Source organism: Thiocystis minor (assembly GCF_016653465.1).
Lineage (GTDB): Bacteria > Pseudomonadota > Gammaproteobacteria > Chromatiales > Chromatiaceae > Chromatium > Chromatium minus.
In genome coordinates, this window is sequence record NZ_NHSQ01000186.1 from 1 (window position 1) to 26,680 (window position 26,680).

The window sequence follows — 26,680 nt, forward strand, 5'->3', positions numbered from 1 at the left end:
ATCGCGGCGCGCGTCGCCCAGAGCGATCCCGCGAAATTCGTCTTCTGCCCAGCCCATGCGATCCCCAATGAACGTGAATGCTCAAACCTATTTTACCCGCACACGGGGAGTTGTGTGTAATGGGATGACTCTAACGACATTAGAGCATTCGGGTATGAATTCGAATAACGATACGAGAACCGCCTTGTCTCACGACAGCGATCAGGCAAACCGACTTCTGGAAATCCTGCGATCTTTCGTACGGGAGTCGCGACTGCCGGAGCCGTCTGCCGGAATCAATCTGGATTCCCGACTTGAAACAGACCTTGGCCTGGATAGCCTGAGCCGATCGGAATTGATCGCGAGAACAGAAAAAGGACTGCATATCCATTTACCGGATGAGGCGATGCTGGCCGCGACGGCTCGCGATCTGCTCTTGCTGGCACGGAATCACGCCGGCTTGACCACCGGGTTCGTCCCGACCGCACCGCCGGTGGCGGCCGAGCAAGGCGAGAGAGTGCCCGCCGCGACGTCAACCCTTCTGGACGCCCTGGCCTGGCACGGCGAACATCATGGTTCCAGACAACAGATTATCTATTACGACAGCGAGGATCAGGCGCATCCAATTAGCTATACCGACCTGATCAAGGGCGCTTCGCAAGTCGCGGGGCGCCTGCGAAAGGCTGGCCTGTCGACTGGTGGAACGGTTGCGCTCATGCTTCCAACGGGCCCCGAGTATTTCTTCGGTTTTTTCGGCATCCTGGCCGCGGGTGGCGTACCGGTTCCCATCTATCCGCCCGCGCGTCCGCAACAGATCGAGGACCACCTGCGCCGGCACGCGCGCATACTCGATAACGCGGGCGTGACCATTTTGATCACGGTGCCGGAGGCGCGCCCGGTGGCACGACTTCTTCGGCTTCAGGCACCCGCTCTGCGCGAGATCATGACTCTGGAGGGACTCGGCGCAGAGCCACTGGACACGGAATGGTCGCGCCCTGACCCGCAAGACATCGCCTTCCTGCAATACACCTCGGGCAGTACCGGCGACCCCAAGGGTGTGGTGCTCTCCCACGCCGACCTGCTGGCCAACATCCGCGCCATGGGCGAAGCGGTCGCCATCGGACCGGACGATGTCTTCGTCAGTTGGCTGCCGCTCTATCACGACATGGGCCTGATCGGAGCCTGGCTCGGCAGTCTGTATTTCGGGATCCCACTGATTTCGCTGTCGCCCTTGGCCTTTTTGGCGCGTCCACGGTGCTGGCTGCAGGCGATTCATCAACATCGCGGCACCCTCTCGGCAGCCCCAAACTTTGCCTATGAATTGTGCCTGGCGCGCATCTCCGACGCGCAATTGGAAGGGCTGGATCTGCGCAGTTGGCGACGTGCCTTCAATGGCGCCGAGCCGGTCAGCGCGCAAACCTTGCGCCGATTCGCCGAGCGTTTCGCACCCTATGGGTTGCGCCCCGAGGCGCTGGCGCCCGTTTACGGTCTGGCGGAGGCGGCGGTCGGGTTGGCCTTTCCACCGCCCGATCGCGGCCCGCGCATCGACTGTATCGATCGTGCCCGTTTCGCCAGCTCCGGTTACGCGTTAAAGGTCCCGTGCGACGATCCGGACGTCATCGAAGTGGTCGCGTGCGGGCGTCCGTTGCCGGGCTATCGCGTCCGCATCGTGAGCGAAGCAGGCGAATTACGTCCCGAACGTCATGAAGGACTGCTACAGTTCCAAGGACCGTCCGCGACCCGTGGCTATTATCGCAATCCAGAAGCTACCGCGCGGCTGATTCGCGACGGCTGGCACGAGACCGGCGACCGCGCCTATCTGGCCGGTGGCGATCTCCATCTGACCGGCCGGGTCAAGGATCTCATCATCCGTGGCGGGCGGAACCTCTACCCCTATGAAGTCGAACAGGCATTGGGCGAGATGCCTGGCATACGCAAGGGCTGCGTGGTGGCCTTTGCCGCGATGGATCCGAAAAAGGGCACCGAACGGCTGGTGATTGTGGCCGAAAGCAAGGAGCGCGACCCCGAGCGGCGCCGGATGCTGACTCAACGGATGCGAGAACGCGCGACCGATATCCTCGGTCTGCCGCCAGACGAGATCGTGCTGGCACCAATGCGTTCGGTGCTCAAAACCTCCAGCGGCAAACTGCGGCGTGGCGACATGCGCACGCTCTATCTCGCCGGCAAACTCTGCGAGGAGCCAGCGCGCCCTCTCTGGCAACTGGCACGGGTGGGTCTATCGGGCATCATGAATCGGCTGAGTCGACTGCCGGCAATCCTCTATGCGGGCTATGCCTGGACGGTCTTCTACCTGCTCGCTCCCTGGTTCTGGGTCGGCGCCATGCTCACCCCGCGTCTGCACTGGCGCTGGAATCTGCTACGGTTTGGGATCCGTCTGCTGCGCCGACTGGTTTTCGTCCGTTTGACGGTCACTGGCAGGGAGCGAATCCCGCCGACCGACCGTCCCTATGTCTTGGTCGCCAATCATCAAGGCTATCTGGATGCGCTTGTACTTATCGAAACCTTCGAGCGCCCCATCCGCTTCGTCGCCAAACGCGAACTCATGGTCAATCCGCTGGTCGGACGCTTTCTGGCACGCATGGGCACGCTCTTCGTGGACCGTTTCGATCTCCAGCGCAGCAGTGCCGAGTCCGAGCGCATCCGTGGCACCCTTTCACTAGGCGCCACCCTTGGTTTTTTCCCCGAGGGAACCTTTCGCGAGCAGCCAGGACTCCTGCCATTCCGCATGGGTGCCTTTGCGGCGGCGGTCCAAGCGGGAGCGACCGTCGTCCCGGTCACGATCATGGGCACGCGTGAACTCATGCCTGGCGACAGTTTCAGACCGCGACCTGGACATGCCCAAGTCATCGTCGGCGCGCCGCTGATTCCCGAGGGTGACGACTGGGAAGCCGCGGTCGCTTTACGCGATGCGGCCAGGGCATCGATCGCCCGTCAACTGGAGCAGCAAACGCACAGCAATCATCCATGAACTCAAGCAGCAACCACGAGACTGGCCGGGACTTCGCATGGCGAGTGACACGCCGACGCGAAACCAGTTAAAGTTCGCGGTTAACGGCCAGATCCATGCCGTCACCCATGTCCTTGTGGCTCTCTCACGAAAAACCGTCTGTTGAGTGCGGGAACGATGGTCTGAGTTTTTACGGTCAAGCCGATCTGGCGGCCATGCGAGGTACAAGAAATGAAAGACGACAATGGACGCCCTTTGTCAGAGGAGATCAGCGTCGCCGGTTCGGCGCTGGTGGACAAGGTGAAAGAGCTGGTCCTGAAAGGCAATATCCGGCGCCTCATCGTGCGCCGGTCCAATGGCAAGGTGCTGGTCGACATCCCCCTGACCGCGGGGATCGGGGTCGCCGGCGTACTGACACTCCTCGCCCCAATGCTCACCGCGCTCGCCGCCCTGAGCGCCCTGTTCGTCCAGTTCCGCGTCGAGATCGAGCGCGATCCGGAGCATTTTTCCCGGCAGTCATCCGTCGACCGCAGCGATCGCGATCGCTAACGACAAATGATTCACACCCCTCCATCACAACAGCAAGACGAGAGTGAAGATGCAGAAAATCAAGAAAACCGCTGAATACACCCTGTTTCAGAAGAATTCAGGACATTACGCGGTTAAGGGCAAAAACGGGAAGTGGATCAATGCGGAAGAGAAGCAAGGCATTCTCCTCGCCGAGCAGCTGATCACACTCCCTAGACCCAAGGCAGTGTCCGTCGAGCCGGAAGCCGAATCGTCCGAAGCGGACTCGGCCACCGCCTGATCTGCCGCAAGAACGGCCTTGAACCGCGAACGCGGTTCAAGGCCGTTCTTGCTAGCGCAACTGTGCGAAAGTCCCAAGACCATCTCAGGTCGTTGTCGTTGTCGTTGTCGTTGTCGTGGTCTCGACATGGCGAATAATCGACAACGACAACGACAACGACAACGACAACGAGGAGACCACGGTCTCGGAACTTGGGCAGCGAAGCACTAGCCTCCAGGATCGCCGCCGCCGACAACCGCCCGACGGACAGAAAGTCTGTGGTTGAGGCGCTTGATCCAGAAGCTGTCAGGAAGCAGGATCAAATAGACGCAAACCAGGATCGCGAACTGATACCAGAGGCTCCCCAGCCACGGCGGCGTCAGCCCGCTCTCCAGCCAAGTCTCCGCCAGTCGCTGTAGATTGAAAAAGCTGAAATAGGCCAGAAAGGCGAGGAACAGCCGCCCGCTCGTCTTTTGACGCGGAGAGATATTGACTAGCGGAATCGCCAGCACGGCAAGGGTAAAAATGGCCAGGGGCGCGGCGATGCGGTGTTCGAGTTCCGCTCGATCCGCCAGATCGGATGAACGCCATAATTCCACGGTTGACGTCGTCGCGCGCTTGGAACTGGTCGGTTGTCTGGCGCCCGAACCCTGGATGCGGATCCGATACTCCTCGAAATTCCCGATGAGAAAGGCGCCAGACCCCGGATTGCCATCGAAGCGATGCCCCTGGTTCAAGGTGACGAGGTGGTCACCGGTCGCCTCTTCGATCCGATGCTGGCCACCATCGCTGACGACAAGACGTGCCTTTCCCCCTCGCCGGTCAAGAATAAAAATGTCGCCGAGTAACTTTCGGCGGTCGATCTCACCGATATAGACCACCACGTCCCCTTGCTCTTCAACATAGAATCGCCCGGGTTGCAAGCCGGCGATCTGAGTCGCCTGCTCCTTCTGCTGAAGACGAATCTCCTGGATCTCGGCGGCGGCCTCGGGTTGAAGATAGAGCGCAAACCAGGCAGTCAGAAGCGCAACCGGAATCGCCAGTAACAGCAGCAGCGTGCGATAGATCCGCGGAGGACCAATACCGCAGGCGTTCATTGCAATCAGTTCACTGTCGCGTGCGAGCCGGCTAAGGGTCACCAGCATGGCCAGAAAGAAGGCCGGCGGGAGCAGACTGGAGGTGTCTCGGACAATCTGTAGACGTAGATAATGAAACACCAGATCGATGCTCAGTCCGCCCACATTGACCTCTTCCAGGGTGCGCAGGAACATTAGACTGATCACGATCAACAGCAGAACGACGACGATGGCGGCAAACGCCTTCGACACTTCGCGGAATAAATAACGGTCGACGATTCCGAACATGGTCCGCCCTTTAAAACCGTCCACGGCATTCTGTCGCGACGCTGAGATCCCGGAGCATCATCACGGTGGATTGACCGTCATGATCCCGCCACCGAATGCTCATCCCATGATCATGAAGCGGGAACATACTCGGGTCTCGTCTCTCCAGCACTGGTCAGAACATCCGATGGAAAAATACGCCGATGTGCTCGATTTGGCCCAAGCCCACACGGAACGGGAAATCCAACTGCGGATCGCCGCGATCCAAGGGTACACCAACAGCGGATACGGCCGTGAATTCTGCGTCGATTGCGGCGAGCCAATCTCGGACATCCGCCGCCAGCATGTTCCCAACGCCAAACGTTGCGCCATCTGCCAGGAAGCCGAGGAACGAAGCCGCACACTCCCGCTGCGGCGCTGCGCAGCGTAAAGGCGATCCCCGCGGCTAACGGCTCTCCAATGCCTTCGAGGCCACCTCGAAGGCGTCATTGGATAATTCCTCGGAAGCCAGGATACGCTCGATTTCGGCGCGCATCAGCGCTTGCCGGCCTGGATCGAAGCACCGCCAGCGAATCATCGCCTTGAGCAGGCGCGAGGCGATCTGGGGGTTGAGCGGATCGAGTTCCAGCACTCGATCGGCCAGGAAGCGATAGCCATCACCGTCGACAGCGTGAAAGCGCACCTGATTGGCGGTGCAGAAGGCGCCGACCAGGCTGCGCACGCGATTGGGATTGCGCAGCGAAAAATCGGTGTGCCCCATGAGTTGGCGCACCCGCTCCAGGGTATCCGGACGCGAACTGGTCGCCTGCACGCTGAACCATTTATCCAGCACCAAGGACTCTCGGGACCAGCGGCGATAGAAATCGTCCAGCGCTTGCGCGCCTTCCGCTCCACCATGATCGACCAGCAGGCGCAACGCCGCCATCACGTCCGTCATGTTGTGCCCCGCGGCGAACTGAGACTGGCAGTCTTGCAGCGCCTGTGCATCGCCCACCCGCATCAGGTAACCCAGGGCCAGGTTCTTGAGCGCGCGACGCCCGCTCGCCTCGGGCGTGAACGCATAGGGCCCCGTCTCGCGATTATCCCGATAGACCCTGAGCAAATCCTCGCGCAGACGTTCTCCAACGAGACGCCCGAGCGCCATGTACGCGCGATGGATCCCATCGACGTCGACCACCTCCATTTGATCGCCAAGATAGGATTCGGAAGGCAGGGTTAACACTTCGGCGAGCAGCGCCCGGTCGCTCGACGGATCGAGAAGCGCGCGGCGAAAGGCATCGAAAAAATGCTCGGGAATTCCGGCCTCGGGATCCGCAACCAGTCCCAGCAGCAGACGCTGCAAGAGTGTCTGGGCCGCATCCCAACGATTGAAACCGTCGCTGTCGTGAGCCATCAGAAACAGCAGGTCATCGTCGCTGTAGTCAAAGCGCAATTTCACTGGCGCGGGAAAGCCGCGCAGCAGCGACGGTACCGGACGCGCGGTCAAATCGATGAAGCAAAAGCGTTCCTCAACCTCGCGCAGTTCCAGTACGCGCGTGCCGGGTGCGGTCGCTGACGGCTCGCCCGCGAGCCGCAGCGGCAGATCCCGGCCATCGGGACCGAGCAGACCGATCGCCAGTGGGATATGAAATGGCGCCTTGACCACCTGACCGGGCGTTGGCGGGGTGTACTGGCGGATCGTCAGGGTATAGGCGCCAGACGTTGCGTCATAGTCGCCGGCGACGGTCAGCTCCGGCGTTCCCGCCTGATCGTACCAGCGGCGGAACTGGCCGAGATCGCGGCCGCTCGCGTCTTCCATGCAGCGCACGAAATCGTCCGTGGTCACGGCCTGACCGTCATGGCGCTCGAAATAGAGATCGGTCGCCTGGCGGAACCGCTCGGGTCCAAGCAGATTGGCCTGCATCCGCACCACCTCGGCGCCTTTCTGATAGACAGTCGCGGTATAGAAGTTATTGATCTCGATATAGGACTCGGGGCGCACCGGGTGCGCCATGGGTCCGCCATCCTCCGGAAACTGATGCGCCCGCAGCAGACGCACATCGTTGATCCGCTTGACCCCGCGCGACCCCATGTCGGCGGAGAACTCCTGATCCCGATAGACGGTGAAGCCCTCTTTCAGACTCAGTTGGAACCAATCGCGACAGGTGATGCGGTTGCCGGTCCAGTTGTGGAAATACTCGTGGGCGATGACCCCTTCGATGCCCTCGAAATCCGCATCGGTAGCGGTATCCGGACGCGCCAGCACATATTTGTCGTTGAAGACGTTGAGCCCCTTGTTTTCCATGGCGCCCATGTTGAAATGGCTGACCGCGACGATCATGAAGACATCCAGGTCATATTCGCGCCCGAACCGCTCCTCGTCCCAGCGCATGGCCTTTTGGAGCGACCGCATGGCGTGATCGCACTTGTCCAGATTGTGCGGCTCGACATAGATTTTGAGTTCGACCTCGCGCCCCGAGGCGGTGATAAAGCGGTCCTCGACCGCGCTCAGATCGCCCGCGATGAGCGCGAACAGATAACTCGGCTTCGGAAAAGGGTCTTCCCAACGCACCAAATGGCGTCCATCGGGAAGATCCTGCGATTCGACCCGGTTACCATTGGACAGCAGCACCGGGAAACGGCGCCGGTCGGCGACCAGGGTTGTACCGTAACGGGCCATGACGTCCGGTCGGTCCAGAAAATAGGTGATGCGGCGAAAGCCCTCCGCCTCGCATTGGGTGCAAAGCATGTCGCCGGATTGATAGAGTCCCTCCAGCGCGGTATTGAGGTTGGGATGAATCCGTACCCGCGTCAGTAGCGTCAAACGATCCGGCACCCGCAACAGCGTCAACGACTCCGCGTCCACCCGATAATCGGTCGGCGTCAGAGGGTGATCGTCCATGGCGACCTGTTCCAGATCCAACTGCTCGCCATGCAGGCGCAGCGTGCCATCGCCGCGCGTCGCGGCTGGATTGCGGCGCAGCCTGAGCCTTGCTTCAACCGATGTCCGCTCCGGATCCAGTTCGAAACGCAGATCGACCCGATCGATCAGAAACTCCGGCGGCCGATAATCGTGTAAAGAGATGGAATGCGGAGTGTTTCGATACATGATGAGCCTACTTGCAAGGTTGCCTTGACGACGTCCGCCCAAACGGCGAAGCTCGTGAATCGGAATGAAAAGGACAACGTGAGACGATGCCTCAGGTCACCATCTACACCACCATGGTGTGCCCCTATTGTAGCCGCGCCAAACGCCTGCTGAAACGCAAGGGCGTCGGATTCAACGAGATTCCGGTCGATCACGATCTGGGGCGGATGCAGATCATGATCGAGCGCAGCCAGCGCCATACCGTCCCCCAGATCTTTATCGACGACCGGCCGATCGGCGGCTATGACGATCTGGCCCTGCTCGATGAGCGCGGCGAACTGGATGCCCTGCTCGGTTTGTAGCGCGTGTGCTCGGCTCGCGCGTTCGACGATCGCTTGATTGCACGTCCATTGGCCACATTCTGATTATGAAAGAAGACATTTTCACGCCGGAACTGCGGCTCGACAAATGGCTCTGGACCGCGCGGTTCTTCAAGACCCGCCATCTGGCCGTCGAGGCGATCAATGGCGGCAAGGTCCAGGTCGACGGCCAGCGCGCCAAGCCGGGGCGCGCCATCCGTCCTGGTACCCGCCTGGAAATCCGCAAGGGGAGTCTCTCCTGGGAGATTGAGGTGCTCGCCATCGCCAAACAACGGCGCCCGGCCCCCGAGGCGGCCCATCTCTACATGGAAAATGAGGCCAGTCGACTGAAACGCCAGGCGCTGATTCGCGAGCGCCGCGATATCGGCGCGGATTCCGGCGACACGGACGGCCGACCCAGCAAGCGGGACCGACGGATGATCCAGCAATTCACCGGTCGCGGCGAGAGCGGCAAAACCGCTCCGGGGAGTTGACGCCAGCGTGGACAGCGAAGCCTTCCGCGACACCTACCGCGCCATCAACGAGCGCTTTTGTCCCTACGAGAAGGCAATTCTGACCAACCAATGCGCCTGCTCCTTGGCGCGGAAATTTTGCATCGCCGAACGTGAAGGAGTGCAATGCGCCTCGGATGCGGCCCAAACCGACTGCCTGGAGCTTTTGGAGCGACTGCGCCAACAGGCACGTTTCGCCCTCAAGTCGATCGATACCCGCGGTGCCCTCCCCCACGCCAAGGCCATGCGCATCCAGGTTGGCGGTCTGCGCGGTATCCAGACCGTACTGACGCCAGATGAACCCGCGCCAATGTTCATCGCGGACATCCGAGCAACCATCGAAACCGCGGTTGCTGTGTTCGGTTCGCTTGAGCGTCTTCCCTTCGATGTCATCATGCAACAGATCGCGGCTTACCAGGGGCGACAACGCCTGAGCGATAGAGGCAAACAATGATGCCAAATCTCACTGAAAGGACCGCACTCGTCACCGGTGCCAACTCAGGCTTGGGTAAAGCGATTGCGCGGGCACTGGCTGATGAGGGTTGGCGAGTCGGACTGGTGGTGCGTGACCGCGCGCGTGGCGAGTCGGCGCTGGCCGACATCCGTGCACTCACCGGTCACGAGGATCTGCATCTGTTCGTCGCCGACCTCGCTGATCAGTCGTCGATTCGTGAACTGGCAGGGCAGATCTTGGCGCGCTTCGATCGGCTACACCTTCTGATCAACAATGCCGCGACCGCGTATCCCGCACGACGGCTCAGTCCGGATGGCATCGAATGCGCCCTGGCGGTCAATCACCTCGCTCCCTTCCTCTTGACGCATCTGCTCCTGGAGCAATTGAAGTCCAGCGCGCCCGCGCGGATCGTCAACGTCGGCACCCGCATCGACACCGCCATGGACTTCACGGATCTGAATTGGGAGCGGCGGCCATACCGCATGATGCAGGCCTACGGCCAGTCCAAGCTCGGCAACCTGCATTTTACCTTCGAGCTGGCTCGAAAACTTCACGAGAGCGGGGTGACGGTCAACTGCGTCTTCCCCGGCATTTTTAAATCGAACCTGGGTGGCACCGACGGGGCACAAGGTTTCTTCTGGGCACTGATCAAGATTCTGCTGGGTTGGGCGCTACCGACACCGGAACAGGCCGCGCGGCGGATACTTTATGTCGCCACGGCAGCGGAGCTGGACGGTGTTAGCGGAAAATATTTTGGCGATCGGAGGACGCTCCGGGCACCCGCTCAGGCGCGGGATCCGGATGTCAACCAGCGTCTGTGGGAGATCAGCGAGACGCTGATTGGCGCGAGCTGAGCACTGCTTGTCTCCGTTGCCGAACATACATGGAGACAGTCGCACTCATGCGTCGGAGCTATGCGGAGAGCGACAGGAGTCCGGACAACTGATTGGTCTGACTCGTCTGATCCGTCGCGCCATAGCTCTGCACCAGTTGCATGATCGTGTGCATCACCGCGGCGCTTCTTGTCGTCCCGTCAGTGCTCGTGCTCTCCGTGGCGGTTGCCGGAGTACTGCTCGTGGCGCTGGTCGCGGAATCGGTGGTCGCCGAGGATGACGCCTGGCTCGCCTGGTTGTAGGCGATGAGTTCTTCCAGGCTGACCGTCCCATCCTCATTGGTATCGGCCGCGGCGATGATCTGGCTCGAATCGGATTCGCTGTCCGATGAGGACGGCGGTGGCCCACCCATGCCGCCTGGCCCCCCGGGTCCACCCGGACCACCCATGCCTTGAGCGGATGTCGTTGTGGAACTGCTCTCGGTAGTGGCAATCCCCGAGGCAGCGTCCTCGGTGGACTGCTCCAGAGCCATCGTTTCCTGAAACGTGACGCGGCTATCGCCATCGGCATCCACCGTCTCGAACCGGCTCAACACGTTGGTCAAGAGTTCGGCGCGTGCCGTATCCGCTTCACTCAATGTATCCGATTCATTCAGCGCGGCCAGTTGGCTCGTCAGCTCTTCCTCGGTGAATCCCGTATCGTTCTCGGATGACCCGGGCGCGGGTGGCGGCGGAGGCGGCATGCCGCTCATACCTTGGGCAAAGTCAAGGCTGTCGGCAATCGTCTGAAGGGTATCCGATAGCTCGGACTCCGTGACCTCGCCATCCTCGTTCGCGTCGATCGCCGCAAAGACCTCGTCGGTACTCGCAACCGACGAATCGCCGTTCACGGAGGACATCTGATCGATGGCCGTCTGGAACTCCGATGCCGCAAGCGAACCATTACCGTCGGTATCCAGCTCGGCAAGGAGGTCTTTCGCCATCGTGGCGGGATCGGGAGGCCGCGCATTTCCCCTGGCCCCAATCCCGTACGTCATCGACGAAACGCTACTGATACCGCCAATCGAGCTACTCATGACAACCTCCTCACGGGTTGAACGGTCAATACCGTCCCGTCTCCCGGCCGGTATTTTGAACTGACGACAGTATCGGCTTTCCTCAAGCGATTTGGGCGTTCATCAATGTAAAAGTGGGTAAAGATCGGTTAAATGAGAATGGCTGACCTCGGAAAGGTGCCGCCGAACACGCGACGGCTAAGCGCGAGCAGGCTGTTGGACTTGAGGACTGCCGAACCGCTGGCGGCTTGGTAGACTGCCGCGATGCCCCTCCAGGACGGCTAACCATGCCCCGCTTTCGCCTGATCGATCGCGACATCCCATTAGAATTACCGCTATCGTTACAGGACTGACTCCCCGAAAGGCATCTTGGGCGCTACGTCGTCGAGGTGGTGGAATCTCTGGACCTGAGCGCTCTACTTGTCGGTCATGGTGGCGCAGGTTACCCAGGCCGCCAACGATAAGAAGCAGGTAGCGCCAATGATCGAACGAATGGCCGTGCTGCGCCCGTAATCAGGAAAACACTGCGAAAAAAGCGCTTTTTTGCCAAATCTCGCCGTTTTCCACCCCCAGAATCGCTCCACAGACGATTCTGTCCGTTAAATCCGACAGCCTGCTAGAGTGCATTACAGTCCCTTCTCCAGCATCAACTCCTTGATCTGTCCGATAGCGCGGGTTGGATTCAGCCCCTTGGGACAGACCTCGACGCAGTTCATGATGCTGTGACAGCGGAACAGCTTGTATGGCCCTTCGAGCGCGTCCAACCGCTCCTCGGTCGCCTGATCGCGGCTGTCGGCCAGAAAGCGCCAGGATTGCAGCAGCGCGGCGGGTCCGTGAAACTTCTCGGGATTCCACCAGAAAGACGGGCAGGCGGTGGAGCAGCAGCCGCACAGGATGCACTCGTAAAGACCGTCGAGCTTGTCGCGCTCCGCCGGGGTTTGCAGAATTTCCTGCTCCGGCAGCGGATCCTTGCGCACCAGATAGGGTTCGACGGCCCGGTATTGCTCGTAGAACTGGGTCATGTCGACCACCAGGTCGCGGATCACCGGGCGCCCTGGCAGCGGACGCACCGCGATGGGCTGTTTCAGCTCGGCAACGGGCGTGATGCAGGCCAGCACATTGCGGCCATTGGCATTGACCGCATCGGACCCACACACACCCTCGCCGCAGGAATGCCGGAAGCTGAAACTCTCGTCCTGCTTTTTCACCTCCAGCAGGGCATCGCGGAGCATCATGCCCTGGAAGGTCTTGACCTCGTAGTCCCGCATCTGGGGCTTGTTGTCGGTGTCCGGATTGTAGCGATAGATGCTGATGATCATGCCGTGTCCCAAATGACGAGAGAAGAGTTGAAGTGGAATGCGTTTCTGGCGTTGCAAAGCAGCGTTGCCATTCTCGTCAGATTGGCGTGAAGTGGCGTGTTCAAGCGATTCGGCTCGTCCCAGGATCCAGCGTCATCCCGGCCCGCGTCAGTGTGATTCACCAAAGATCCGTTCAAGACTGTCGCAGTCGAGCACCCGATCGGTCCAACACTCGATTTCGCTTTCCTCGGCCTGTTCCAGACGCTCGTCGACCCAGGCCGGCAGCGTACCGAAGCGACGCATCAACAAGCGGCGCAAGACTTTGGTTTCGCCCCGATGGATGCCCTGCTCGATGCCCTGCTCGATGCCCTGCTCGATGCCCTGCTCGATGCCCTGCTCGATGCCCTGCTCGATGCCCTGCTTCCAACCCAACTCCCTCCATTCCTCGACCCAGGTTTTGACGGTTTCGGCTAACATGCTGTGTAGCTCCTCAAGTTCGATGACATTCGGGATGACCACGCCGGGTACCCTTGACGGGAGCAGCACCCGTTTGAGCCAGACCACGAAAGCGCGGCGCAACTCGGTCTGTTCCGGCGTTGCCAGCCAGTCGAGCAGACTGCCCACCACTCGTTGGATATCCGCCGGCGTGCGACTGTTTTCCAAGCGGAACAAGGCCGCCGCGACATTGCGCAGACTGACCAGATCGGCTTCTGCATAGCGGCGTTCTTCGAGCAAAAGATAGCGGATTTGCGGTTGCCAGGCGCGCAGTTGCGCCGGCAAATCGGGGTCGATCAGGTCGGACAGGCTGGTCTTCGCGGTCCAGGAATCGCGGCCATTGTAGAGAACGATGGGCAAGACCGCCGGCAGCGGTTCGCCCGCGCGAATGGCGTCGGCCTTGCGCAAGTCTTCATAGAGCAGGCCCACATAGGTGAGCAGACGCACGGCCATGTACGGATCGACGCTGGATTGGAATTCCAGCAGCAGATAGACATAGAGCCAGTGTTCGCGCCCCTCCTTGACTAGGCGCAGACGCCAGAGGATGTCGTCCTCGCGTTCGCGCAGATCGTGGCTGACGCCGATCTCGCGCACCCGTTCCAGGGTGTCGAAATCCAGCGACTGCGTCCAGTCTTCGTTGACGAAGCCACGAATCAGGTCGGCGACCAGCTCGCGGTGAGAGAACAGCAGTTTATAAGATGAGTCGTGTTCGGCCATAAGATGCTAGACGGCTGGCGCAATGACTCAATACACCCGCTCTTTCGGCGGGAAAGACTCGACCGTCAGCGGCTTGGTCCGCACCGGTTTGTAATCCATGCGGTCGCCTTCTTTATAGTAGAGACTGTGTTTCAGCCAGCCTTGATCGTCGCGCTCGGGATAATCCGGTCGCGAATGGGCGCCACGACTCTCCTGGCGATACAGAGCGGAAACGGCGATCGACAGGCCCACGTCCATCATGTTTTCAAGCTCCAGCGCCTCAATGCGCGCGGTGTTGAAGACCTTGGAATGATCGGTCAAACGCACTTCGGGTAACTGGTCGCGCAGTTCGCACAATTTCCGATAGCCTTCGGTCATGATCGCTTCGGTGCGAAAGACACCGGCATGATCTTCCATACACTTGCGGAAATCGGCGCGCATTTTCTGGACAGGGATACCTTCGTCCTTCTCGTCCCAGCGTGTCAGGCGCGACATCGCCTGATCCAGGCTCGCCGAATCGGCGGCGCGCTGGTAGGGGTTCTCGCGCACGAAGTCGATGATGTCCTTGCCCGCCAGACGCCCGAAGACCAGGATGTCCAGCAGCGAATTCCCGCCCAGCCGATTGGCCCCATGGACCGAGGCACAGGCGCATTCGCCCGCCGCGTAGAGTCCGGCCACAACCTCTTCAGAGCCATGACCGGCGGGCACGGCGACCCGCCCGAAGCGGTCGGTCGGAATCCCGCCCATGGCGTAATGCGCGGTCGGAAAGACCGGGATGGGCTCGACGACGGGATCGACGCCGGCAAAGATTTTGCTGGATTCGCGAATCCCCGGCAGCCGCTTGGAGATCACCGCCTCGCCCAGATGATCGAGCTTGAGCATGACATGATCGCCGTGCTCGCCGCAGCCCCGCCCCTCCTTGACCTCGGTGACGATCGCGCGCGAAACCACGTCGCGGCTGGCCAGATCCTTGGCGCGCGGGGCATAGCGTTCCATGAAGCGCTCGCCGTCCTTGTTGACGAGATAACCGCCCTCGCCGCGCGTGCCCTCGGTGATCAGCATCCCTTTGCCGGCGATGCCTGTCGGATGGAACTGGAAAAACTCCATGTCCATCAGCGGAATCCCTGCACGCAACGCCATGGCCGCACCGTCGCCGGTGTTGATATGGGCGTTGGAGGTGGTACGGAACACCTGACCCCAGCCGCCGGTGGCCAACAGGGTCGCCTTGGACTCGATCAGCAGCGGCTCACCGGTCTCGATCTCCAGCACCAGCGCGCCGCAGATGACACCCTCGGCATCGCGCACCAGATCGAGCGCGAAGAACTCGTCGAAGAAATGGGTGCGGGCGCGGATGTTCTGCTGATACAGCGTGTGCAGGATCGCGTGACCGGTGCGGTCCGCCGCCGCGCAGGTGCGCGCCGCCTGATCGCCGCCGAAGTTCTGGCTCTGACCGCCGAAGGCACGCTGGTAGATCTTGCCGTTGTCGAGCCGCGAAAAGGGCACGCCGGCGTGTTCCAGCTCATAGACGGTCGGGATCGCCTCGCGGCACATGAACTCGATGGCGTCCTGATCGCCCAGATAGTCCGAGCCCTTGACGGTATCGAACATGTGCCAGTGCCAGGAATCGGGCATGACATTGGCCAGCGCCGCGTTGACGCCACCCTGCGCGGCCACGGTATGCGAACGGGTCGGGAAGACCTTGGAGACCACGGCGACGCGCAGATCCGCGCTCGCCAGTTGCAGCGCGGCGTTCAGCCCCGCGCCGCCCGCGCCGATGATGAGTGCGTCGAAATGGCGTGTTGGTAAACTCATGCGTACCTATCCCCTCAGACCCACAGTGATGATCGCCTTGAAGACCCAGAGTCCGGAGGCAATGAATACGAAGCCAAACAGCATCATCAAGCCAATGCGCAAACCGAGCACATGCACATAGTCGATCAGCACGTCGCGGATCCCGACCCAGGCATGCGCCAGCACCAGCGGCACGCACAGCAGCAGACCGATGGCGACCGGCGGTTGGTTGGCCCAGGCCAGCAGGGCCGCATGGTCCGCCGGTGGGTTGAAGACGAAATGAAGCAGCAGATAGCTCAGGAAGAGTGCGAGATAGACGGCCGTGGTGCGTTGAATCAACCAGGCCATGAGTCCGGAGGCTTTTCGGCTCATCGCGTCAGCCCTCCCAGCGCGAGCAGCAGGACCGGCAGCACCAGCGCTGCGATCAGGACGATCCAGGAATTACGTCGCGCGACCGGCCGGTCGAGTCCGATATCCAGATCCATCAGCAGATGCCGGAGCCCGGCGAGCAGATGATGCAACAGACTCCAGAGAAGCAGCAGCAGGACCAGTCTGACCGGCCAGGCATCCAGGACCGCCGCAGTCGCGGCGAACCCGTCCGGCCCGGACAGCGCCTGCTCGAACAGAATGGCGGCGACCGGGATGGCGAGCACCATCAGAATCCCGCTGAGACGATGCAGGATGGAGACAAAGCCTGGAATGGGCAGATGGATTCGCCACAATTCCAGGAAGACAGGTCTGGTGGTTGGCATGCGTTTTCCTTATGGTGATGCGCGGGCGAGCGGTCAGGATGTCGGACTCATTCCGTTGAGGCCGGAGCGATCCCAGGATTGAGCGGCGAAGGCACGACGATGCCCCATCGATCACGGCCATCGGCACCGAGCGCCGCCTTTTTGTGCAGCGCAACAGAATAGCGTTATTCTCCGGCGGCGATCAATTGGTTTTGTCGAGGATCGCGAGGTCAGCCAAGACGATGTATAGTTTATACATCATCTTGATCAAGGCATTCATTTCCGATGATCCGAACGCAAATTTTTCTGACCAATGATCAGAGTCACCAATTGCGCGAGTTGAAAAAGGTCACGGGCAAAAACCAAAGCGAATTGATCCGTCAGGCCATCGATACCTATCTCGACCGGCAGACGACGACCGATCGCCAAGCGATTCTTGAGTCCGCGCGCGGCCTTTGGCGGGATCGCCAGGATCTTCCCGATCTCTTTGCGCTACGGGCCGAGTTTGAGCGAGGCGGTCAGTGAATCAAGGCCCGATCCTCGTCGACACCGATATTCTGATCGATTTTCTCCGCGACCGGCGGGACGCTGTCCTGTGGGTCGAGGGGCTCGCGGGCGACGTTCATCTCTCCACGATGACAATCGCCGAACTCTACGCCGGTGTCCGCGACGGTCGCGAGCGGGAAACGCTGACCGCTTTTCTCGGGCTGTTCAAGACAGTTCCGCTCGATGACCGGATCGCTCGTCAGGGTGGACTGCTGCGTCGGGACTGGGGGAAGTCGCATGGCGCCGGTCTTGCGGATTGTCTGATCGCGGCCTCGGCGCTTTCGATCAACGCGACACTCGCCACGCTCAATCGCAAACATTTCCCGATGCTCGAACGCCTGTTGGTACCCTACGAAAAAGCCTGACTGACCGCTGCCTTCTTCGCCGACTTTGGCAACAGAAACGCCAGCCCGCCAAGAATCAAGGTGCTGCCCAACAGAAAAAGATGCAGATTGACCGCGCCGGCCAAGGCCAGTTTGGGATCGACCCCCAGCGGCGCCAGCGCCGCGACCGCCGCCAGTTCGTAACTGCCGCTGCCGGCAATGCCGTGGAAAGGCAGCACGCTGGAGAGTTCGGCGCCCATGACGCCGGCGAGCAGACGCCATAAATCCAACGGCAGAAAGAACTTCAGCAGACTGGTGAAGGCCGCGAACTTGAGGCTCCAAATCAGGGCCGTCCAACCATAGACCCGCGCGACCAGCCAGTGATCGCGGGGCGCGGCCAGCAGCACCCGGCGAACGATCGAGCGGATCTTGCCGTCCCCCGCCAGCCGCGCCGTCTTGCCCATCCCGCTGACGAGCACGACCAACGCCAGCCCCGCGACCCAGAGCAGGGCCAGCGCCCACCAGATCCAGGAGGGCTGGCTCAGATTCAGGATGAGGATCGCGATCAGCGCCAGGAAATGCAGATCCAGCAACCGGATCCACAGAAGCGCGGCGGCGGAATCCAGCAGTCCGTGCCCGAAATACCGGCGCATCAGCCAAGGAAAGATCAGCTCGCCGGCGCGCATGGGCAGCAGATTGTTCGCCACGTTATGCAAGATGCTCAGACGCAGCACGACCGGAAATTGCCCGCTGAAGCGAGGTCGAAAATAGTCATGGACCCGCACCGCGCGCAGGATATAACTGAGCGCGGTCAGCAGAAACAGCCAGCCGAGCAGCCAGGGCGAGAGTTCGCGCCAGGGCGCGAGCAACGGCCCCCAGCCGATCGACCAGTGCACGGCGGCGAGCAGGGCCAGCAGCAGGGTTCCGCCCAGCGCCCAATCGCGCGCGCGCCCGAGCCGCGGGGCGCATTGCCCCTTCGTGTCCTCGTTCGCCGGGCTCATTTGCGGCGTCTCCGTTTCGGCGGATAGATCGGCGGCTCGCCGGGCGGACGGGTCTTGAAGCGTCGATGGACCCAGAAATACTGCTCCGGCATGCTGTGGATGCGTGCCTCGATGACCTCATTCATGCGCGCGGTGTCCTGGTGCGGATCGCCGCTGGGAAAATCCGCCAGCGGCGGGTCAAAGATCATTTCCAGCCCGCGCCCCCAGGGCAAAAAGCGCGCGTAGGTCGGGATCACGACCGCGTCGGTCATGGCCGCGAAACGCCCGAGCATGGGCACGGTCGCGGCGGACTGACCGCAGAAGGGAACGAAGATCCCGCGGCGCCCGGCGTCCTGATCGGGTAGGTAGATGAAGGGCGCGCCCTTGCGGATCTCGCGGATCAGCCCGCGCAGATCGTCCTGGCGCTCGACCGGGATGCTGCCGAACTGACAGCGGGCGCGGCGCACCCGCCAGTCCATGACCGGATTGCGGACCTTCTGATACATATGGACACCCGGATGGACCAGGGCCATAAAAGCCGCCCCGCCGAGTTCCAGCGCGATGAAATGGGGCGCCAGCAGAATCACCGGGCGTCCCTCGGCGATGCAGGTATCGATGAATTCGCGGTTGCGGATGCGTGTCAGGCGAGCGATGCGCGCGCGCGAGATGCCCCAGCGCACGCCTTGACTCAGTGCCGCGACCCCAAGCCAGCCGAAATGGGCGCGGAGAATGCGTTCGCGCTCGGCCGGGCTCGCGTCGGGCAGACAGATCTCCAGATTGCGGCGCCCGACCAGTCGTCGCGCGCTGGCAAGCCGATAGCCCAAGCGGCCTAACAGGGTGCCAAGCGCCCAGATCACGGGAAAGGGCAGCCGTCCCAGTCCCTGAATCAGACCGACGGCGACCCAACTCAACCAATAGCGCGGATGCGAGAGCACGGTTCAATTCTCGAACTTGAAATAGATATCGGCGCCCGGATTCTCGCCAGTCTCGGTTTGCAGTTCGATATGACGGGAAAGGTCGTACCGCAGCCGGACCTTATTGTCCTCGTCGCCGAGCCCGCTCTCGTATTCCATATAAATCTTTGGGGCGATATAGGTACCCACCGCAAGCCCGGCCTGGTCGCTCCGGTCGTTCGCGGAGGGCGGAATCCCGGTCATGAGATATTTGGTGATCTCCGCCTGGGTCATGCCTGGATCGCTTTCGGAGAAAAAGGCCAATTTGGGATTGCGCAGGGTGCCGAGCACCCGCACGCCGGCGGTAGTATCGCCGCCCTCGCGCTCGGCCTGGAGCAGCAGACCGGGGTTGCCGATGGGACTCTTGGCGAAGATCAGACGGCCCTGGGTAATCGTCAGCGGGGCGCCCAGTTCGGCGGCCAAACCGAATCCGCCAGACAGTCGGTATTCACCCTCGACGATCTGTAACTGGCCGTCGCCGAGCATGTCCCTGCCCGGCGCCTGAATCACGCTGAGACCGCCCTCCAGCCGACCGCGCACACCGAAGGCATCAATGCTCACCTCATCCCCAAGCGCCAGCCGGAGATCCAGCGAGAACGGATAGGGCGGTTTCGGATCCCGCTCGTTCAGGACGACATCGCCCGAGGGCGAGACGGTCCCGGACGGAATCGCGCGGGGGCGGATGCGCGCCTCGGGGACACGGATTTCGCCGCGCAGGGCGGCCTCCTTCGAGGTCGCCTCCAGTTCGAAGGTGGGCGAGACGATGGCGAAGTATTCCTTGGTGTCGGCCACCTTCAGTCGCTCCCCGGATGCCTTGAACCGCGCGGCAAACCCGCCGCCGCCGAACCGGCTGTCCCCCGACAGATCGAGCCGACCGCCGCCGATGTTCGCCTGCCCTTGCAGTTCCATCCGTTCGAGCGTGGGGGCGACGGCGCTCAAGTTCAGATCCTTGACCTTGAGCGCGATCAAGGGCACCTCGAAGTTGACGTTCCGAAGATCCGCTCGGCCCTTGACCCCAGGCTCGGCCAGCGTCCCGCCCAGGGTCAGGTCGGCATCCAGCGAACCGCTCAGCCGCGCGATGTCCGGAACCAGATTGGCGATCCGCGCCAGACCCCGGACATCGACCCGGACACGCCCATTCAAGGGCTGACCCGGACGCGCCGGGGCCGCGAGCCGCCAGCCGGGCAGACTCAGATCGCCCGCGATCTCGCCGAGATCCTTGAGCGGCAGACCGAGCCGGGCGGACAATCCCCGTGCGCTCGCATCGAGCGTCAGACGGGCGCGCGAAAAGTCCAGCGTCTCGCGTTTCCCCTGCCCCAGCGCAAGCTGGATCCGCCCGTCGGGGATCTCCGCGGTCGCGGAACCGTCGAGCACGCCATTCGCCGCCTGAAAGCGCCCCTTGAGCCGGGCGCCACCCTCGGCGCTCAGGTTCTCGGGCAGCAAACCCGCCAGCAGACCGAAGTCCAGCTTGTCCAAATCCAGACTGGCGGTCCAGCGTCCGGCATCCGTCTGGTCGAAGGACAGGCAGCCGCCGGAGCCTTTCTCGTGACGAATGCAGAGCGGACCGGCGGCGATCCTGGGTTGCTCCAGACTGAAGGGCGTCGGGCGTTGCAGACGCCAGGCACCAAAATCCGCTGTCTTGAGATCGAGCGTCGTGAGCTGTCCGCGATAGGCGCCGCCTGTCGCCAGAGCGCCGGTCGCGGCGAGATTGAGCGAGAGCGGATCGCCGGTCAGGGCGACCGAGAGTCGATGATCCGGCATGGAGCCGTCCCCACGCAGCGCCAGCGCGCTCCAGCGCATCCCGCCCGCGAACAAATTTTTGCCATCCAACTGGAGCGCGAACCGGCCATTGGGAGCCAGATCCACCTCGGCGGTCCCGGACAGCGAGGCGATCCCCTGCCCCGCCAGTTCGGCGTCGGTGGCCGACAGATCCAGGGCGATCCGGGGCGCGTCGAGCGTCCCCTGGACCTTGCCGGTCGCTTTCAGGCGCCCCCGAGCCTCCGGCAGCAGGCTCGCCAAGTCGGGCGACTCCAGGGCGAACGCAAGCTCCAGACGCTCCTCGATCACGCCATCGACCCGCGCTGTGCTGGGTCCGGACTCGGCTTTCAGGCCCTCGATGCGAATCGTTTTTCCTGCCATCGCGATTTTGCCGGCGGCGGCGATCGGGTAGCCCCGCAACGTTCCCTTCAATCCATCAATGACCGCTGTGAGCGTCGGGCCATCGTCTTCCAATGTGCCCTGACTCGTCAGACGGCCATCGATCCGGCCGGGCCAGTCCGGGGCATACGCGCCTGGATTGACGCCGGCCAGCGCGAGACTGGCCTCCCAGGTCAGGTGCGGCGCGAAGGCAACCTTGGCCTGACCGTCGATGCGGCCATCCAGCAGGTCCAGGCGCAGGGTCTGCAGGTCGGTGCGATTGCGGTCGCCAGTCCCGTTCATGGTCAGCGTCGCCGGTGGCAGGCCGGGGCCGACCGTCGTCGCGGTGAGGTCATAGTCGAACCCGTCCAGCCCGCCCTGGCTGGCGAGCCGCAGGCTCAGTCGATCCTCCAGCCCCGCGACGAAGTCACCCGGATTGAGATCCCGACCGGCGAGCGTCAGGTTCCAGGTCGGCGCGGGCGACCAGGCCACATCGCCCGAGCCTTCGAGCAGACCGCCGAGCGTCTCGATCCTCAGGGTGTCGAGGTGTGTGCCTTCCGGTTTGCCGCTGCCTTGCAGCGCCAGTCTGGCGGCGGGGAAACCCGGCCCCAACGCCTCGGTGGACAGCGCATACGCGAAGGCGTCGAAATCTCCGGACAGGTCCAGATCGCCCTGCGGCGACTGGGCCACCAGATCGCCGATCAAGGGCCAGCGCAGACGCTTCCAGTTTCCCTTGAGCGAAAAACGGCCGGGGCTGGGATTGAGATCGACCTGTCCGTTGGCGCTGAAAACGGCCTCGGACACCTGCTCTGTCAATTCCAGCGCGCGGATCGAGAGCACGCGCTCCTTCCAGAGCACATCCAGCGAGACTGCCAGATGCCCGAAATCCGGGAGATTCGGCGCGCGGGCATCGACGGTGCCGGTGAGCGTCGCCTCGTCCAGATTGCCGCGCGTCTCCAGTCGAGCGACGGTCTCCACAGCGGGCAAATCCGGTCGGAAGGCGGGAAGATCGACCCGCGGGATCTTGATCAGCCCATCCCAACTCGGACGTTCCAGGACATCCTGAACATGGGCATCCAGCTCCGCCTCGACTGCGCCCGTGACACGATGCTGGATCGTCAGGCGTTGCAGATCGCCCCCGATACGGCCCTTGCCAGTTAGTCGGACGGCGGGCTCCATGCTCAAGTCCCAATCGAGGTCCAGATCCAGGGGATAATGACCCAGCAGATTGGCGCGACCCTGGGCGATGGCGCTGAACTGGAGGCTCTGCACCCGCACCTCGACGCGGGTCAGATTGACTTCGCTCCCCTGTGCATGGGCACTGAGCGTGGCAAGATCGAGGACGAATCCAGGTTCCTCCTCGCCCGGCGCGAAGACCCTGAGTCGTTCCACGCTAACGTCGCCGAGTTCGACCCGCAGCGGCAGATCGATTTCCGGTAGGACAAAGGGCTCCTTTTCCTCATCCAGGCTGGGCGCGACCACCAGATCGATGTCGCGCACCGCCAGTTGGTGGACGGATAGGATCCCGGAGAAAACCGACCGGAGCGACCAATCGAGGTCGAGCGTACCGATCGTCAGGTCGATCACCGGCAGACGCATCTTGATCCCCTCCAGATGCAGTCGGCCCAACGCCCGCCCATCGACCTGCTCGACGCTTAGGAAGCCAGGAACCAGATCCTCGGCGAGCGCGATGGCGACGCGCAGACCGGTCTGCGTACCGAGCGTCAAGACGATCAGCAGGATCAGGGCCAGCAGGAGTTGCAGCGGCAAACCCACGAGCAAGCGCAAGAGCCAGCGGCGACGCGGCGGCGGAGCTTGCTCGGCGTTCTTGCCATCAGGATTGGTGGGAGACTGGTCCGATTCCCGATCCTGAGCTTCGGTATCGCTGGTTGGTCGCTCGCTCATAGGTCCGGCCCAATCACGATATGCAGCCGGGCCGGCGGCAATCCGCCCTCGTCATCGCCCTGATCCTTGGTCAGGGCAAAGGCGAGATCCAGTCGGACCTGTCCGATGGGCGAGGCCCAGCGCACGCCGAATCCGGCACTCTGCGCGAAGCGCTGTTCGTAATCCGGATCGAAGGCGTTGCCGAAATCGGTAAAAATCGCCGCGCTCCAGGGGCCTTTGATCTGGCGCTCCAGTTCCAGACTCCCCACCGCCAGATAACGCCCGCCAACCACGGCATCCGTGTCTGGGTCATTGGGACCGAGCGCATCGAATCCCCAGCCGCGCACGGAATTGTCGCCGCCGGCATAGAAACGCCGACTTGCCGGCAGATCGTCGACGCTGTCGGCCAGGGTCGCGCCCAGGTCAGTCCGGGTGATGACGCGGTAGCGTTCGGCGAAGCGCCGGACCCATTTGAACTGGATCTGGCCGCTCAGATAGGAGGCTTCGGAGATCAGACCCTCCACGGTGCCCAACAGGCTGTACTTGATCCGATAGCCGCGGTTGGTATTGATCGGGTCGTCGGAGACCGTTTTCGACCAGGAGAGATTCGGGACCAGTTCGCTGGTCGCGCCGGGCGAATCGGACGCATCGTCCGTGAGTTGCAGATCCTCGTACCGGTAATCGAGCCCGAGATTGCGACGCCAGCCGCGCGGGGTCAGGGTAGAGTGAGCGGCCTGAATCGTGTGCACCCACCCCTTGCGGGTTGCGGTATCCGCGTAAGTCGACTGGGGTTTGATAATGATGTAGTCGCGGGTGGGATCCTGGATCGGGATGCGATAATCCAATTCCAGATTCGACAGCGCCGGCGCCAGACTCAGTTCGGTGCGCAGTTTATGCCCCCAGCGATTGAGATAGCGGCGGCGCCAGTCCATGCTCAGGCGCGGCCCGACATCGGTTGCATACCCCAGGCCAATGCGATATTTGTTCGGCAGATTGCGCTTGGCAATCACCTTGATCGGAATCTCGTGGTTCGGGCCGGCCTGGTCCGTCAGCGGCACGATTTCGACATCGCTGTAATATTCGCTGCCGAGCAGCCGGCCCTGCAAACCGAGCAGCAGGTCCGGGTCATAGACCACGCCCGGCTTGAACTTCACATAGCGGCGCAACAGATCCTCGTCGAGCAGATCCTGTTGAAACTGGACCTTGCCGATTCGGTATTGCGGCCCCGTGTCCAGATGGAATTCAACCCGCGCGTCATAGGCGACGGGGTCGATGAGAACCTGATGGCGCAACAATTGCGCGTCCAGGTACCCCTCCTGCGTGGCCGTGTAGCGAAGATCGCCCTTGGCCTTTTCATAGACGGAATGCAGCAGAATATCGCCCACCCGCATGGGGAATTCTTTCGGGAATTCAGGATTGTCGGCACCCTCCCCGGTCACCTGATACGTCACCGATCCGATCTTGATCGGCTCGCCCGGAGCGACCCGGTACACCGCCGTCCAGCGCCCGTTCGGGTCGGCGGCCGGCTCCAGGCTATCCTCCACCGCGACGCGATAGAAGCCGAACGGCGCCAGCGCTTCGCGGATCTGCTCGGGCGCCAGACGATGCAGACCGAAAATGCGCTCCGGGGTCAGATCGCGGTCAGCGCGCTCCTGATGGATCGCTAGGAGCGCCAGGACGTTGGCCTGCGGCTGACCTTCAAGCCCCTCGACCTTGACGTCCAGCGTCAACGCATGAACCAACCCCGTCGGCAGCAGGAGAACGACCAGCAGAAAACGGACGCGTAGACCCTGTCCCAAACGTCTCGCGAACGATAACCGCCGTTTTGCCCGCCCGGGTTCAACCGGTAACCACGCCATCTCTCAGACCGGCTCCGCGCCATAGCCGGCGGCGATCACGGCGGCGATCAGCGCGTTCGCGTCCGCCGGACCCGCGATCCGCGCCAGCCCCCGCGCCAGATCCACCTCGACCGACTCCACGCCCGGCACCGCCTGAATCGCCTCTGTCACTGCATTGACGCAGTGCTGACAGTTCAGGCCCGAGATGTTCAGTTCAATCGTCATGACGTCTTCTCCCGACCGATTCGCATGCAGCGTGATGAACGATGTCCTTATTGCGAGGCCATGAAACGCGCCGCGCCCAGCAAAGGCGTATGGGGTTGCAGGATGACTTGAACCGGCATCCGGCGCATCAGCGGCTCCATCCGGCCTTTATCGAAAAAACCTTCAAGAAACTGCCCGTTGCGCAAGGCCGACAGATTCTTCAAGGCAATGCCGCCACCCAGAAAGACGCCGCCCAGGGCCATCTGTTTCAAGGCCAGGTTCCCCGCCTCGCGTCCATACAGACGCATGAACAGGCCCATGGTCTCGACGCAGAGCGGACAACGTTCATCGGCCGCCGCTTGAGCGACCGCGGCCGCGGTATCGCCTCCTTCGGCAATCGCCTGCTTCAGCCAGGCCGGCGGCTCGGCGCCACGATGGGCCAACAGAAACTCATAGAGATTGGCGATTCCCATCCCCGACACCACACGCTCCCAACTCACCCGTCCGAAACGCGCTTTCAGATGGGTCAGGAGCGCGAATTCCAGGTCGTCGGCGGGCGCGAAGTCGGTATGTCCACCCTCGGTCGCAAAGGCATGATGCCGCACGCCGTCCCAATACAGGCCCGCCTGACCGAGCCCGGTCCCGGCGGCCACCACGCAGGCATTGCCCGTGCCGACCCCATCGCCGGGATGGATCACGGCCAGATCCTGAGGCCCGAGCGCGTCCACGCCCCAGGCGACCGCCTCCAGATCGTTTAAAAGATAGACGCCGGAAAATCCGAACGATTGCTCCAGTGCGTCGGCATCCAGGATCCAGGGCAGGTTCGTGGTCTCGCAGCGACGCTCCTGAATGGGGCCGGCGACCGCGAAGGCCGCGAAACGACAGATCAACCCCGTCTCCCCGCAATAGCGACGCACGATCTGATCGAGCGACTCGAAGGCCGCGCTCGGGTAACGCCTGGGTTCCGACAGCGTCACGGTCTCGCCATCGGTCTGGGCGACGCCGAGTGCCGTCTTGGTTCCACCGATGTCACCCACCAGTAAGCGCATAGTGTATCTCCTTCATCAGACGGTGGACGGCCGGCACATGAGTTGAACCGATGGCGGCGGAACGGCAGGTGGGGATGATAACAAGATGCGCGCGCGGCGGCGAAGTGCTGGATGAACGGGAGGAGCGGATTCGCGCGGAGCGTCGCTGCCCGCGCTTGATGGCGCGGGCAGCCGCGAGCGAGCGAAGGGTCGCTTATTGCGCGGGAGTCGCGCCGGGCTGGGTTGTGGTCGACGGGTACGCGGAATAGGCGTAACCAGGATACCCATAGCTAGCCCGAATTATTCATAAAAATGGGCGACACTCGTTTAACCAATTGATAAAATTGGTGTTCTGCAAAGAACGCTTCGGAGAAGCCAAACGAGGTCGCCCATGTCCCAGTTTACCCAAGAGCCGCTGCGC

The 26,680-nt window shown here is 62.3% G+C and carries 24 protein-coding genes; 10 read left to right on the forward strand and 14 right to left on the reverse strand.

Translation table 11 applies throughout. The features are described 5' to 3' along the window. The first annotated feature begins 154 nt into the window (after nucleotides 1-154). The 3 genes from CCR95_RS23525 to CCR95_RS23535 all read left to right on the forward strand — a co-directional run bounded on the left by CCR95_RS23525 (nucleotide 155) and on the right by CCR95_RS23535 (nucleotide 3,755). On the forward strand, nucleotides 155-2,968 hold the full coding sequence (locus CCR95_RS23525; RefSeq protein WP_201098984.1) for an AMP-binding protein: 2,814 nt from the start codon (nucleotides 155-157) through the stop codon (nucleotides 2,966-2,968). A 210-nt stretch (nucleotides 2,969-3,178) separates the two neighbouring features. Beyond that, on the forward strand, nucleotides 3,179-3,496 hold the full coding sequence (locus tag CCR95_RS23530; protein WP_201098985.1) for a DUF4342 domain-containing protein: 318 nt from the start codon (nucleotides 3,179-3,181) through the stop codon (nucleotides 3,494-3,496). Nucleotides 3,497-3,545: 49 nt separating this feature from the next. Then, the gene (locus CCR95_RS23535) at nucleotides 3,546-3,755 is read left to right on the forward strand and encodes a hypothetical protein (protein ID WP_201098987.1); all 210 of its coding nucleotides are present in this window, start codon (nucleotides 3,546-3,548) and stop codon (nucleotides 3,753-3,755) included. Nucleotides 3,756-3,961: 206 nt separating this feature from the next. On the opposite strand, the gene lptF is transcribed toward CCR95_RS23535, so the two are convergent. Then, complete coding sequence (gene lptF, locus CCR95_RS23540; RefSeq protein ID WP_201099019.1) at nucleotides 3,962-5,098, reverse strand: LPS export ABC transporter permease LptF; 1,137 nt, start codon at nucleotides 5,096-5,098, stop codon at nucleotides 3,962-3,964. A gap of 166 nt (nucleotides 5,099-5,264) precedes the next feature. Between lptF and CCR95_RS23545 the strand changes: the two genes are divergently transcribed. Then, nucleotides 5,265-5,507, forward strand: a complete 243-nt coding sequence (locus CCR95_RS23545; RefSeq protein ID WP_201098989.1) for a TraR/DksA C4-type zinc finger protein — start codon at nucleotides 5,265-5,267, stop codon at nucleotides 5,505-5,507. A 15-nt stretch (nucleotides 5,508-5,522) separates the two neighbouring features. On the opposite strand, the gene pepN is transcribed toward CCR95_RS23545, so the two are convergent. Continuing rightward, nucleotides 5,523-8,165, reverse strand: a complete 2,643-nt coding sequence (pepN, locus tag CCR95_RS23550) for an aminopeptidase N (protein ID WP_201098991.1) — start codon at nucleotides 8,163-8,165, stop codon at nucleotides 5,523-5,525. An 86-nt stretch (nucleotides 8,166-8,251) separates the two neighbouring features. Between pepN and grxC the strand changes: the two genes are divergently transcribed. The 4 genes from grxC to CCR95_RS23570 all read left to right on the forward strand — a co-directional run bounded on the left by grxC (nucleotide 8,252) and on the right by CCR95_RS23570 (nucleotide 10,323). Beyond that, nucleotides 8,252-8,506, forward strand: a complete 255-nt coding sequence (gene grxC / locus CCR95_RS23555) for a glutaredoxin 3 (protein WP_201098993.1) — start codon at nucleotides 8,252-8,254, stop codon at nucleotides 8,504-8,506. A 65-nt stretch (nucleotides 8,507-8,571) separates the two neighbouring features. Next, nucleotides 8,572-8,997, forward strand: a complete 426-nt coding sequence (locus CCR95_RS23560) for an RNA-binding S4 domain-containing protein (protein WP_201098995.1) — start codon at nucleotides 8,572-8,574, stop codon at nucleotides 8,995-8,997. Nucleotides 8,998-9,004: 7 nt separating this feature from the next. After that, nucleotides 9,005-9,469, forward strand: coding sequence for a hypothetical protein (locus CCR95_RS23565; RefSeq protein ID WP_201098997.1), 465 nt, complete (start codon nucleotides 9,005-9,007; stop codon nucleotides 9,467-9,469). Then, the gene (locus CCR95_RS23570) at nucleotides 9,469-10,323 is read left to right on the forward strand and encodes an SDR family NAD(P)-dependent oxidoreductase (RefSeq protein ID WP_201099021.1); all 855 of its coding nucleotides are present in this window, start codon (nucleotides 9,469-9,471) and stop codon (nucleotides 10,321-10,323) included. The genes CCR95_RS23565 and CCR95_RS23570 overlap by 1 nt, the downstream gene beginning before the upstream one ends. 58 nt (nucleotides 10,324-10,381) lie before the next feature. Here the strand turns inward: CCR95_RS23570 and CCR95_RS23575 are convergent, their stop codons facing one another. The 6 genes from CCR95_RS23575 to sdhC form a co-directional block, all read right to left on the reverse strand. Continuing rightward, a complete protein-coding gene (locus CCR95_RS23575; protein ID WP_201098999.1) occupies nucleotides 10,382-11,284 on the reverse strand; it encodes an EF-hand domain-containing protein in 903 nt (300 codons plus the stop codon). A 698-nt stretch (nucleotides 11,285-11,982) separates the two neighbouring features. Beyond that, entirely contained in the window at nucleotides 11,983-12,675 is a 693-nt protein-coding gene (locus CCR95_RS23580; protein WP_201099001.1) for a succinate dehydrogenase iron-sulfur subunit, read from the reverse strand. 147 nt (nucleotides 12,676-12,822) lie between these two features. After that, on the reverse strand, nucleotides 12,823-13,866 hold the full coding sequence (locus CCR95_RS23585) for an Rpn family recombination-promoting nuclease/putative transposase (protein WP_201099003.1): 1,044 nt from the start codon (nucleotides 13,864-13,866) through the stop codon (nucleotides 12,823-12,825). Between the two features lie 27 nt (nucleotides 13,867-13,893). Then, on the reverse strand, nucleotides 13,894-15,657 hold the full coding sequence (gene sdhA / locus CCR95_RS23590; protein WP_201099005.1) for a succinate dehydrogenase flavoprotein subunit: 1,764 nt from the start codon (nucleotides 15,655-15,657) through the stop codon (nucleotides 13,894-13,896). Between the two features lie 6 nt (nucleotides 15,658-15,663). Continuing rightward, on the reverse strand, nucleotides 15,664-16,008 hold the full coding sequence (sdhD, locus tag CCR95_RS23595) for a succinate dehydrogenase, hydrophobic membrane anchor protein (protein WP_201099007.1): 345 nt from the start codon (nucleotides 16,006-16,008) through the stop codon (nucleotides 15,664-15,666). Next, nucleotides 16,005-16,388 (reverse strand): succinate dehydrogenase, cytochrome b556 subunit, encoded by a 384-nt coding sequence (gene sdhC / locus CCR95_RS23600; RefSeq protein WP_201099009.1) that lies wholly within the window; start codon nucleotides 16,386-16,388, stop codon nucleotides 16,005-16,007. Before sdhC ends, sdhD begins: the two co-directional genes overlap by 4 nt. 264 nt (nucleotides 16,389-16,652) lie before the next feature. Between sdhC and CCR95_RS23605 the strand changes: the two genes are divergently transcribed. Both CCR95_RS23605 and CCR95_RS23610 read left to right on the forward strand, forming a co-directional pair. After that, nucleotides 16,653-16,892: a ribbon-helix-helix protein, CopG family gene (locus tag CCR95_RS23605; RefSeq protein ID WP_201099011.1), complete on the forward strand. Its 240-nt coding sequence runs from the start codon at nucleotides 16,653-16,655 to the stop codon at nucleotides 16,890-16,892. Next, nucleotides 16,889-17,278, forward strand: coding sequence for a type II toxin-antitoxin system VapC family toxin (locus CCR95_RS23610; protein WP_338115493.1), 390 nt, complete (start codon nucleotides 16,889-16,891; stop codon nucleotides 17,276-17,278). Before CCR95_RS23605 ends, CCR95_RS23610 begins: the two co-directional genes overlap by 4 nt. On the opposite strand, the gene CCR95_RS23615 is transcribed toward CCR95_RS23610, so the two are convergent. The 6 genes from CCR95_RS23615 to glk are packed head-to-tail and all read right to left on the reverse strand — an operon-like array spanning nucleotide 17,263 to nucleotide 26,280. Continuing rightward, nucleotides 17,263-18,237, reverse strand: coding sequence for a lysylphosphatidylglycerol synthase transmembrane domain-containing protein (locus CCR95_RS23615; protein WP_201099013.1), 975 nt, complete (start codon nucleotides 18,235-18,237; stop codon nucleotides 17,263-17,265). The genes CCR95_RS23610 and CCR95_RS23615 overlap by 16 nt on opposite strands. Next, nucleotides 18,234-19,151: an LpxL/LpxP family acyltransferase gene (locus CCR95_RS23620; RefSeq protein WP_201099014.1), complete on the reverse strand. Its 918-nt coding sequence runs from the start codon at nucleotides 19,149-19,151 to the stop codon at nucleotides 18,234-18,236. The genes CCR95_RS23615 and CCR95_RS23620 overlap by 4 nt, the downstream gene beginning before the upstream one ends. 3 nt (nucleotides 19,152-19,154) lie before the next feature. Continuing rightward, the gene (locus CCR95_RS23625) at nucleotides 19,155-23,210 is read right to left on the reverse strand and encodes a translocation/assembly module TamB domain-containing protein (protein ID WP_201099015.1); all 4,056 of its coding nucleotides are present in this window, start codon (nucleotides 23,208-23,210) and stop codon (nucleotides 19,155-19,157) included. Further along, nucleotides 23,207-25,048, reverse strand: a complete 1,842-nt coding sequence (locus CCR95_RS23630; RefSeq protein ID WP_201099016.1) for an autotransporter assembly complex protein TamA — start codon at nucleotides 25,046-25,048, stop codon at nucleotides 23,207-23,209. Before CCR95_RS23630 ends, CCR95_RS23625 begins: the two co-directional genes overlap by 4 nt. Before the next feature lie 3 nt (nucleotides 25,049-25,051). Further along, the gene (locus CCR95_RS23635) at nucleotides 25,052-25,252 is read right to left on the reverse strand and encodes a CopZ family metallochaperone (protein WP_201099017.1); all 201 of its coding nucleotides are present in this window, start codon (nucleotides 25,250-25,252) and stop codon (nucleotides 25,052-25,054) included. A 47-nt stretch (nucleotides 25,253-25,299) separates the two neighbouring features. Further along, complete coding sequence (glk, locus tag CCR95_RS23640) at nucleotides 25,300-26,280, reverse strand: glucokinase (protein WP_201099018.1); 981 nt, start codon at nucleotides 26,278-26,280, stop codon at nucleotides 25,300-25,302. Nucleotides 26,281-26,680: the final 400 nt, after the last annotated feature.

Bases quoted from the DNA above. Each gene is read 5' to 3' on its own strand.
- CCR95_RS23575 (WP_201098999.1), bottom strand. From the start codon at position 11,284: ATGGCGAAAGACCTCCTTGCCGAGCTGGATACCGACGGTAATGGTTCG.
- sdhC (WP_201099009.1), bottom strand. From the start codon at position 16,388: ATGCCAACCACCAGACCTGTCTTCCTGGAATTGTGGCGAATCCATCTG.
- CCR95_RS23545 (WP_201098989.1), top strand. From the start codon at position 5,265: ATGGAAAAATACGCCGATGTGCTCGATTTGGCCCAAGCCCACACGGAA.
- CCR95_RS23585 (WP_201099003.1), bottom strand. From the start codon at position 13,866: ATGGCCGAACACGACTCATCTTATAAACTGCTGTTCTCTCACCGCGAG.
- sdhA (WP_201099005.1), bottom strand. From the start codon at position 15,657: ATGAGTTTACCAACACGCCATTTCGACGCACTCATCATCGGCGCGGGC.
- CCR95_RS23635 (WP_201099017.1), bottom strand. From the start codon at position 25,252: ATGACGATTGAACTGAACATCTCGGGCCTGAACTGTCAGCACTGCGTC.
- CCR95_RS23630 (WP_201099016.1), bottom strand. From the start codon at position 25,048: ATGGCGTGGTTACCGGTTGAACCCGGGCGGGCAAAACGGCGGTTATCG.
- lptF (WP_201099019.1), bottom strand. From the start codon at position 5,098: ATGTTCGGAATCGTCGACCGTTATTTATTCCGCGAAGTGTCGAAGGCG.
- CCR95_RS23580 (WP_201099001.1), bottom strand. From the start codon at position 12,675: ATGATCATCAGCATCTATCGCTACAATCCGGACACCGACAACAAGCCC.
- CCR95_RS23560 (WP_201098995.1), top strand. From the start codon at position 8,572: ATGAAAGAAGACATTTTCACGCCGGAACTGCGGCTCGACAAATGGCTC.
- CCR95_RS23530 (WP_201098985.1), top strand. From the start codon at position 3,179: ATGAAAGACGACAATGGACGCCCTTTGTCAGAGGAGATCAGCGTCGCC.
- CCR95_RS23525 (WP_201098984.1), top strand. From the start codon at position 155: ATGAATTCGAATAACGATACGAGAACCGCCTTGTCTCACGACAGCGAT.
- CCR95_RS23570 (WP_201099021.1), top strand. From the start codon at position 9,469: ATGCCAAATCTCACTGAAAGGACCGCACTCGTCACCGGTGCCAACTCA.
- glk (WP_201099018.1), bottom strand. From the start codon at position 26,280: ATGCGCTTACTGGTGGGTGACATCGGTGGAACCAAGACGGCACTCGGC.
- sdhD (WP_201099007.1), bottom strand. From the start codon at position 16,008: ATGAGCCGAAAAGCCTCCGGACTCATGGCCTGGTTGATTCAACGCACC.
- CCR95_RS23615 (WP_201099013.1), bottom strand. From the start codon at position 18,237: ATGAGCCCGGCGAACGAGGACACGAAGGGGCAATGCGCCCCGCGGCTC.
- CCR95_RS23625 (WP_201099015.1), bottom strand. From the start codon at position 23,210: ATGAGCGAGCGACCAACCAGCGATACCGAAGCTCAGGATCGGGAATCG.
- CCR95_RS23605 (WP_201099011.1), top strand. From the start codon at position 16,653: ATGATCCGAACGCAAATTTTTCTGACCAATGATCAGAGTCACCAATTG.
- CCR95_RS23535 (WP_201098987.1), top strand. From the start codon at position 3,546: ATGCAGAAAATCAAGAAAACCGCTGAATACACCCTGTTTCAGAAGAAT.
- grxC (WP_201098993.1), top strand. From the start codon at position 8,252: ATGCCTCAGGTCACCATCTACACCACCATGGTGTGCCCCTATTGTAGC.
- pepN (WP_201098991.1), bottom strand. From the start codon at position 8,165: ATGTATCGAAACACTCCGCATTCCATCTCTTTACACGATTATCGGCCG.